This window comes from Devosia sp. (assembly GCF_028290645.1).
GTDB lineage: Bacteria > Pseudomonadota > Alphaproteobacteria > Rhizobiales > Devosiaceae > Devosia_A.
In genome coordinates this window covers 1-8,836 of the sequence record NZ_JAQGJL010000413.1, presented here as the reverse complement: position 1 = coordinate 8,836, position 8,836 = coordinate 1, and the positions used below count along the sequence as shown (strand labels likewise).

The window sequence follows — 8,836 nt, the reverse complement described above, 5'->3', positions numbered from 1 at the left end:
TGTCACGCCGTCCTTCGTCGCGTACTTCTCTGCCGACTGCACCTTGTAGTCGTTGAGATCGCTGCGTAGTTCGGCCTCGACCATCTTGGCGCGTTCTTTCTCAAGCTGAGCTGCGCTGTCCCGTTCGGATAGCGCCCGGTTGAAGCCCACCACGATGCGCCACACCCAGAACAGGAACTCGGCTACGGCGGCGCCAGCAAAGAAGATAATGCCGACCACCCAGGCGAGGCTTTCCCACGACACCGCCCCCGGTCATCAGCGCGCCCTCTCCTTCTTGCGGAAGGGGTCGAGAATCGTCGGCCGTGGCGCTTTAAGTTGCCGAGCCTTGCCTAATTAGAACGGACCGCAGGGCGTCTTTGCCCGCGACCTCCCCGCCGGCGAACTCCTCCGGGGGGCTAGCTTCGCGTTGGTGGCGGGCTTCCGGCAGCACGGCGATCGCGCCTGCGCCGGCAACAGCCGACCAGCCCTCGTGTGTTCCAAGATCGCTCTTCATCGGGGATCAGCACGTTGATTTAGCCTTCAGGGGGAGATGGGAAAGCGCTAACGTTCACGTTGGCTTGGGGAACGCTTGGGGAACTCTTGAGGAGGTCCTTGCGATGGAGCTCTCGGGCTATGTGTTCTCGGCGCTGCGGGGGGGTGATTTGACGCTCTACCGCGGCGCGGGCGATGGCCTGGACCCGATCCTACTGGTCGCGCCCATCGGGGAACATCCGGCGCGCGAGGCTCTCAAGCGGCTCGAACACGAACATGACCTCAAGGCCGAACTCGATGCCGGATGGGCTGTCCGGCCACTAGCCCTGTCGCGCCACGAGGGCCGCGTGACGCTGGTGCTCCGGGACCCCGGCGGCCTGCCACTCGATCAACTGCTCGGCCAGCCGATGGAGGTAATGCAGTTCCTGCACATCGCGATCCCGCTCGCGACTGCAATCGGCCAGGTCCATCAGCGTTCCTCATCCACAAGGACCTCAAGCCGGCCAACATCCTGGTGGAGCTCGAAAGCGGCGGTGTCTGGCTCACCGGCTTCGGCATCGCCTCGCGCCTGCCGCCAGGCGGCGCGACGCAATCGTCATGTCGCACCAAGCAATGCTTCGTTTGATGTCGAAGTCCAGACCGCTTACGGCCCCATGAGCGGTTTCGTCATCGACTGGAGCGGGGCGATTCTACCGTCACCACCACAGCGGTGTTTGGAGACTTTCGACTTCGTGCCGATCGGATGTGGGCTAACGCTTTTCTCGGCCCTTGATGGGCGCCGCTACTGCGGGCGATAAACCTCTATCGCGGCATCCGCATTTGCGCTGGCGGGCCTCGCCACGAATAGCTCGTCGCGCTCGGGAACGAACAAGGCGGTCCTGGCGCCCTTCGCTGTCGTCGCGCGCTCGAGGAGCGATACGCTTGCTCCTTGTCGCGCGAACACGTCCACGGCGCCCGCACCGCAACTGACGTAGAGACGGCCGCGCGTGGTATCAAAGAACACATCATCGGCGTCCCGGCAGGTTTCGATCTGCGCGGTGGAGCTGCCGGTTGCAGCGTCGAGGAGCCCCAGCATCGAAGCGTCCCGAAAGACGGTGGCGAGCGTGTTCGTAGATGCGTCAAACGCCATGGGGAAGTTTGCGGTCAGCGATTGAGGCCAGTCGGCGACGACCTCACCTTTGACCAGATCCACGACAGCGATCTGGTGGGCGTCCGGCACGTTCACATAAGTCCCTTGGGGCGACACCTGAAAGCCTTCGGGATGCCCCGGTAGCGGAATATCGCCGACCTTGGTGTGGAGGTGCGGATCGAGAACCGCCAGGCCGCCATTGCCATAGCCGACCACCACATTGCCTGCATCGAGATGGACATTGTCGGCGTCCTCGCCCAGCTGCACGCTCGCCTGCGGGGCGTAATCCGAGCCGCCGAAAAAGGTGACTGAACCATCGCCCCCGCTGGCGACCACCAGCACGTCAGCGTCGGGGACGAATTCGATTCCCTGTGGCTCACTGAGCCCTTCGATCCGGTGGATGACCGCTTTCGTTGTGAGATCGACAACATCGACACTGTTGTTGCCCAGTTCAGCCACGAACAGGTGTTGGCGAGCCTGGTCGAACGCCAGATGGTCGATGCGACCTGTGACATTCGGCAAGGGAATTGTCGCCTCAAGGGTGAGGGTCTCCGCGGCCGAAACGGGCAAACTAACGACCGAAGCAACCAAGGCGGAGAGCGCCGCCGCAAGTACAGTAGGCATGGTTGTTATCGTTGCACCGCCATTTCGCCCAAGGCGGCCGACAGGCCGTGGAGAAGCGTCGTCAGGTCACCGTTTGCCCAAAAGTGCATGAAGAACAATCGCGGTTGCTCATCCAGCATATGACTGTGCAGGGCGGTCACCTCGATTCCATCGGCCCTCAGGGCTTTGAGAACAGGATTAACCTCTTCCGCGATCAGCACAAAATCGCCGGTTGTTGCCGCCTTGCCGCCGCCGGTAGGTTGAAAGTTGATGGCGATGGCGGTGCCCATTGCCGGTTCCACATCCATGCCGTCCTCCGTTACCGGATCGCTTCGCGAAATCGATTCCTGATAGACGCCCCCGTTGACCTTGCCCTGATGGCCAAGCGCGGTATCGATGGCGGCGGTGTCCAGGTCGATCTCGGGCTGTGATGCGGGGGAGACCGCTGCTTCACCGAGCGGCGTCTTGCTTTGAGCCAGAGCCTCGTGCAGCGCACTCGCCAGTTTTACTGGATCGCCGCGACCGCTCACATGCATGTAAAGTGTGGCCGGATCGGCCCGAAACAGGTGGTTGTGCAGGGCGGTGACCTGAAGACCGTCCTGCAGCAGCACGCTCATCACCGGATTGACCTCGTCCTGCGTCAAGACAAGGTCGCCCATGAGCATCGCATCGTTATCGGCCATTGGCTTTAAGGCCACCCAGGACCCAAGGGCTAGCGCCGGCTTCAGCTCGACGCCGTCGAGCGTTACCTTCAAGTCGGAGCGAGGCATCCCCACGCGATATACGCCGCCATCCATCACCGAGCCCGATTTGCCGAGCGCCTGCCCAACCGCTTTCCAGTCCTGCTGGGCTAGGACAGGACCGACGCTCAAGAGGCACGCGGTCGGGATGAGGACACTGAAGAGGAATGAGCGGTACATGGTGGCCTCCTATGGTCGATAAGACCTGCAAACGGGTTTCATGTCTGGGCGGTTCCACGCTGACGGACCCTGAAGTGAATCTCAGCGTTGACAGTGTGGCCGACCCAGGAGGGTCGCTGATCGTCGATGTCCGCGGGGATGGGGACCTCGCCGCGGACCCACGCGTCATTCCCGGGTCCGCAACGATGCCCCAAATGCCGCGGCGGATTGGGCCGTGCAGTCGGCCAAAGAGGGCTTTTCCTCAACGACTTCAGTTTCCGCGATCCCGTCGAGATATTCCAAGGGCTGACCGGCGCGACCGCGATGGATGATGGCGGGATGGCAGGTATGGCCGGAATGGATCACGGCATGATGCCATGGATAGCATGGACCTCAACGATGTCGCGTACGACGCCGTTCTGGCCAATGATCGAACCCTCGACGATCAGGTGGTGCGAAGCGAGCGAAACGGACGCGTGCGCCTCCGCGTCATCAATGGCGCCTCGTCTACGGCGTTCTGGATCGACCTCGGCTCAGCGGACGCCCGCCTGGTCGCGGTGGACGGCAACCCAGGCGGGCGCCGTCATCCCGGTGCATGGATTAGCGCTCGGTTAAGTTCGACTGGAATCGTGCTGGCTATCGGATCGTCGCGATATCTGGGTCACGGGGACGAAACCCGGAATTCGACCTAGGGACGTTCTTGAACCGGATCACGAGTTCGAATCTGGGGCGCTTTGAGGCAGGTTACCCGGCGCTGGAACGGGCAACGGTCAGGCGGGACGACGGATAGACGCGGTTTCGTCCGAGACTCTTCGCGTGGTAGAGCGCGATATCAGTCTCCTTGAGCCACGTGTTCACGGCTACGTTCCCTTGCTGCCACTGTGCCACCCCCACGCTGATGAACTGCTTGTCATGACATCGACAACCGCCGTGTCCGGTGTCGAGCCACAAGCGGTGACGATCACCTGAGGCTCTACTCCCAGACCAACCATTTCGACCGCTTTTGAGGGCGCGGCGGCAGGGTGTGGCAGTGTTAGCAGCCATGATGGCGTTATCCGCGGGCGGGTAGCCGACCTGGACACCACCCACGAAACCCCCGGCGGTCACATCGGCCGATCCAGTAGCAAGGATGATTTCGCCGGGGCCCGGCTCAACAAAATCCACCTGTATCTCTCCAACGGGCCCGATGAGCTGAAGCGGGTGCTTGAACACGCCGCCCCCTTATCCTTCATTGCGGAAGCTCGCGGTTCCCTGCCACGGGGGACGTGCCCGCGGAAAAAAGCTCCATGGGGGGTGTGTGGCTAGTCCGGAGCCCGTGGAAAGTGCAATTGCACGATCGGCTCAACATCCGGTTTAGTAACCGGACGGACTGCGGGCCATGAAAACTTCTAGTTGAGCTGCTGCAGCGCATTCGTCCGGCCGGTCACCTTGAACTTCCGAGAGCGAGGCCCTCGGCCACTCCATCGACCTGATCATTCCCGAAGGGCTACGCTTCGACTCGACAAGGAACCATCAACCCGCGGGAGGTCGCGTACCTGTACCAGGCCGGCAGGATCGCTGCACAGGAGATGGCGAGACCTCGCATCCTCGGCTGCTTCCGGTCCTGCAGAAGCTCTGTTCATCAGACGCTCTTCGCCAACCCTCAGCTGGGCTCTAACACGCGCTCTATCGCCTCCACCAAAGCATGCGCTGTGAACGGCTTGAACACCACCGGCACGTCTGGAGGGCGATCGTCGAGCGCCGTTGTCTCCGCATACCCGGTGATGATGACGGCAGGCATCTCGGGTCGTGTCGACCGTGCCCCCCGAATAACCTCCAACCCTGACATCAGTGGCATCGCAAAATCGGTGACGAGAATGTCGAAGCCTTGCTTGTAATGATTGAGGATCGCCAGCGCCTCGGCCCCTCCGGAGACTGGCGTAACCGAAAATCCTTCTTCTATAAGCAGCATCTCAGTCAGCCCACGCAGGCTGGGGCTGTCATCAACTAGTAGCACTCTGGCGTGCCGCCTGCCCTTGACCTTGACCGGCACCTCGGTCGCGCCCTCGAGCAACGCCACCCCATTTTCATGGGCCCGGGGCAGCCAGATTTCGACGAGCGTTCCTTCGCCCAAACTACTCATGATGCGCAGCGTACCCGAGGACTGCCGGGCGAAACCATACGCACTACTAAGTCCAAGGCCTGTGCCCTTGCCCACATCCTTGGTGGTGAAGAAGGGCTCAAGGACTTTGGAGAGCAGGTCAGGGGCTATTCCCACTCCTGTATCCGACACGCTGACGACGACGAAATCTCCAGCGGTCAGGTCTTCGCTGGCCTCTGCCGTCCGGTTGGCGAAATTCACCGTAATCGTTCCACCGCTTGGCATAGCGTCGCGCGCGTTGATGGCTAGGTTCATGATCGCCAACTCAAGCTGGGAGGGGTCGACGTAGACTGGCCATAGAGCGTGATCTGTTTCCCATTTGAGCTGCGTCATGCCGCCCAACATCGGCGATAACATCGTTCGAAGGGAGCGCGCGACTGCCGCCAAATCCACTGCAGTCGGAGCCAGATTCTGACGACGCGAAAATGTCAGCAGACGGCTTACCAGGTGCTTGCCCTGCTCAGCCGCGTGCTTGGTCATCTCCAGCACTTCCTTGGCTTTTCCCTCCAGCGCGGTGCGTCGCTCGATGAGGGCAAGGCCGCTCAATACCGACGCGAGTAGGTTGTTGAAGTCATGTGCGATGCCACCGGTCAGCTTACCCACTGCATCCATTTTCTGAGCTTGCAGCAGTTGATCCTGCATCAGCCGTTGCTCGCTGACGTCGCGGATGGTTCCGGCGAGGGCCCCGCCATCGTCTTCCAACGCCACCGACTGATCGAGAAAGTGGCGGTATCCTCCATCGGCATGAAGCCAGCGGAACTCGTAACTGCCCGTCCCTGCGGAGTTCAAGCGCCCTCTGTCTTCGGGGTGAATGCGTTCGAGCCAAAAGCTGGGGTCATTCGAGAAAACTGCTGTCTCGAAGCCGGTAATCGCTGCGACGTCTCCGGCGACAAATTGGCGTGCCCCCAGTTCATCCTCGACATAAACGGCCATTGGAAGGGCATTGAGGATCAGTGCCTGGCGTTCCTCGGAGACCCTCAGCGCCTCGACCGCCAGCATACGTTCCTGCTGCGCATCCAGCTTCTCGCGAAGAAGTCGCTGTTCGGTCCGGGCCTTGTGTTCGATCTCTAGCGTCTTTTCATGTAAATTTACGAAGACTGAAACCTTGGTTCGCACCATCGTCGGCTCAAAAGGCTTGAAGACGTAATCTACGGCTCCAAGGTCATAGCCCCGTATGGTGTGTGCGTCCTCCTGGTTTATGGCCGTGAGGAAAATGATGGGGGTGTCCCGGGATTGCTCACGCGCTCGCACGAGCCGGGCCGTCTCATAGCCGTCCATGCCTGGCATAAGGACGTCGAGGATGACGACTGCGAACCGATGCTTGAGCAGATGCCGCAAGGCCTCTTCGCCGGAGCGGGCCGACACGATGTCAGCGATATCGCCCAGGACTTCACTCAGCGCCAACAGGTTGCGCTCGTCGTCATCAACGAGCAGCACTCGCGCCCTCGGCACCTTTTGCGACGCGTCAGACCCTGTCACGTCCTCGCGCAGCGAACGCATTGCATTGACTGCGGAAGCCATTACTTTGCCGCCACCAGAGTGTCAGTGGCTGGCCCCCGGCCACGGACGCGCCCGATCCATACCCGCAGCAACGCTGTCAGCAGGTCGAGGTCGACGGGCTTGGCGATATAGTCTGAGGCACCGGCTTCGAGGCATTTCTGCCGGTCACCCTTCATGGCCTTGGCCGTAACCGAGATGAGTGGCAATTCTACCAGTCCTGGACGTCGACGGATTTCCCGCATCGTCTCGTAACCGTCCATTTCCGGCATCATGATATCTACCAACGCGACATCGATCTCGGGGAACTGCTCGAGCAACGCGATGCCATCGCGGCCACGCTCGGCATGGAGGACCTCGATGCCATAGGTCTCCAGCACGCTGGTCAGCGAGTAGATGTTCCGAATGTCGTCGTCGATGATCAGGACCCGCGCGCCGGCGAGGTCCGCGACATCCGGAGCGTGCTCCTCCGCCTCCGCTCCCTCCTCATCGTCGCTGGGCAGCATCTCCGAGACGAGGACAGCCAGTTGCGCGAAGGTTTCAGCGTGGGCCACATCGGAGAAGGCAGCGCTCTTGGCGGTAGCCATGCGAAGGATCTCCGCATTGGGAGCGAAGATAATCAGCTTGGATATTGCATCTGCCATCTCCTCGGCGATCCCAGCAATGATCTGCTGGTTCTCCTTAGCGGACCGTCCAAGGCCTACGACCACCGCGTCGTACTGGCCCATTGCATTCTGGTCACGGTTGGCCGGCAGACGGGCCAGCGCGGTGACCGCGGTAACTCCGTCGCGAATAGCGTCCACTAGGGCCAAGCGGCGGTCGGCATCCACATCCGCGACAAGAACGTTGCGCTGTTTGCGCAAACCGCTCGAGCGTATCTCATCGAACACCCGGTCCAGAGCGTCTGCTGAAACCGGCTTGGTCAGGATGCTCGCTGCACCTCGCTCTGAAAGCGCGCCGAGTTGATTCGCCCCGGACACAATATGCACCGGGATTGACCGTGTCTTTGAGTCGTGGCGGAGAAGGTCGAAAAGCACCCAGCCATCAATATCTAAGAGTCCTAGATCCAACGTGATGGCGTCCGGCATCAACTTGCGAGCGAGGGCAAGGGTGCCCGCGCCAGTATTTGACAGCACACCCTTGAGGCCTGCATTCCTCGCGACGCCCAGCAGAACCTCGCCGAACGTCTGGTCATCCTCCACAATGAGCACGACGCGGTCGCCCAATCGGATGGCGTCCCGATCGTCAGCAAACTCGATGATTGAACCAGTGGACTCCACCCCATCGGATGATGGCTGGGGCAGCGCGGCCATGCGTGGGGCCGCGACCTCCGGTCCATCGAGAGGCACCACGAGGGTAAAGGTGGAGCCTTTGCCCGGAGTTGATACGACCCGCAGCTCGCCACCGAGCAGCCGTGCAATTTCGCGACTGATCGAGAGACCCAGGCCGGTTCCCCCATATTTGCGGCTGGTCGTGCCATCCGCCTGCTGGAAAGCCTCGAAGATAAGCTTCTGCTTGTCTTCAGGGATACCAATGCCTGTGTCCGTGACGGCAATCGCGAGGGCGCTGGTCGCCCCTCCGTTGCCCACGTGCTCGATCTTGAGTTCCAGGCGGACTTCACCCTCGGCCGTGAACTTGAAGGCGTTGGACAACAGGTTCAGCATCACTTGCTGCAGCCGCTTCTCGTCGGTACGGATACTCTCAGGCAGCGCCGGATCTACGGTAATGCTAAAGCCCAGCCCTTTGTCAGCTGCGAGTTGGCGGAATGTCCGTTCCATATGCTGCCTGAGGTGGGACAAAGGCATTTCGCCAAGGTCAATGCTGACGGTGCCAGACTCGATCTTGGAGAGATCGAGAATATCGTTGATCAGGCTTAGCAGGTCGGTGCCCGCAGAGTTTATCGTGCGCGCAAAATCGACCTGCTTCTCGTTAAGATTGCCCTGCTGATTGCTGGCGAGGAGCTTGGACAAGATCAGCAGCGAGTTCAGCGGCGTGCGCAACTCGTGGCTCATATTTGCCAGGAACTCGGATTTGTATTTTGACGTCAGCGCCAACTGCTCGGCCTTCTCCTCAAGCGCGCGGCGGGCCATCTCGATT

General features: G+C 61.1%; 6 protein-coding genes and 1 pseudogene. 2 read left to right on the top strand and 5 right to left on the bottom strand.

Going from position 1 to position 8,836, the window contains the following annotated elements; all coding sequences use genetic code 11:
• Positions 1-243: hypothetical protein (locus tag JWQ89_RS22030; protein ID WP_299644768.1), on the bottom strand; the 243-nt coding region annotated here is incomplete at its 3' end.
• Between the two features lie 353 nt (positions 244-596).
• Between JWQ89_RS22030 and JWQ89_RS22025 the strand changes: the two genes are divergently transcribed.
• Positions 597-1,268, top strand: a complete 672-nt coding sequence (locus JWQ89_RS22025) for a hypothetical protein (protein ID WP_299644767.1) — start codon at positions 597-599, stop codon at positions 1,266-1,268.
• Here JWQ89_RS22025 and JWQ89_RS22020 read toward each other — a convergent pair.
• The gene (locus tag JWQ89_RS22020) at positions 1,253-2,224 is read right to left on the bottom strand and encodes a hypothetical protein (RefSeq protein WP_299644766.1); all 972 of its coding nucleotides are present in this window, start codon (positions 2,222-2,224) and stop codon (positions 1,253-1,255) included. The two genes, JWQ89_RS22025 and JWQ89_RS22020, sit on opposite strands and share 16 nt — an antisense overlap.
• A 5-nt stretch (positions 2,225-2,229) precedes the next feature.
• Entirely contained in the window at positions 2,230-3,123 is an 894-nt protein-coding gene (locus tag JWQ89_RS22015) for a DUF1259 domain-containing protein (RefSeq protein ID WP_299644764.1), read from the bottom strand.
• Between the two features lie 356 nt (positions 3,124-3,479).
• Here JWQ89_RS22015 and JWQ89_RS22010 point away from each other — a divergent pair.
• Positions 3,480-3,668, top strand: a pseudogene (locus tag JWQ89_RS22010) (copper oxidase); the annotation flags it as partial.
• Between the two features lie 1,076 nt (positions 3,669-4,744).
• Here the strand turns inward: JWQ89_RS22010 and JWQ89_RS22005 are convergent.
• Both JWQ89_RS22005 and JWQ89_RS22000 read right to left on the bottom strand, forming a co-directional pair.
• The gene (locus JWQ89_RS22005) at positions 4,745-6,742 is read right to left on the bottom strand and encodes a response regulator (RefSeq protein WP_299644763.1); all 1,998 of its coding nucleotides are present in this window, start codon (positions 6,740-6,742) and stop codon (positions 4,745-4,747) included.
• Positions 6,743-6,762: 20 nt separating this feature from the next.
• Positions 6,763-8,836 (bottom strand): response regulator (locus tag JWQ89_RS22000; protein ID WP_299644761.1); only part of this gene is annotated, 2,074 nt, incomplete at its 5' end.

Excerpts from the sequence above, each read along its gene's own strand:
- JWQ89_RS22025 (WP_299644767.1), top strand. The coding sequence starts at position 597 with ATGGAGCTCTCGGGCTATGTGTTCTCGGCGCTGCGGGGGGGTGATTTG.
- JWQ89_RS22020 (WP_299644766.1), bottom strand. The coding sequence starts at position 2,224 with ATGCCTACTGTACTTGCGGCGGCGCTCTCCGCCTTGGTTGCTTCGGTC.
- JWQ89_RS22015 (WP_299644764.1), bottom strand. The coding sequence starts at position 3,123 with ATGTACCGCTCATTCCTCTTCAGTGTCCTCATCCCGACCGCGTGCCTC.
- JWQ89_RS22005 (WP_299644763.1), bottom strand. The coding sequence starts at position 6,742 with ATGCGTTCGCTGCGCGAGGACGTGACAGGGTCTGACGCGTCGCAAAAG.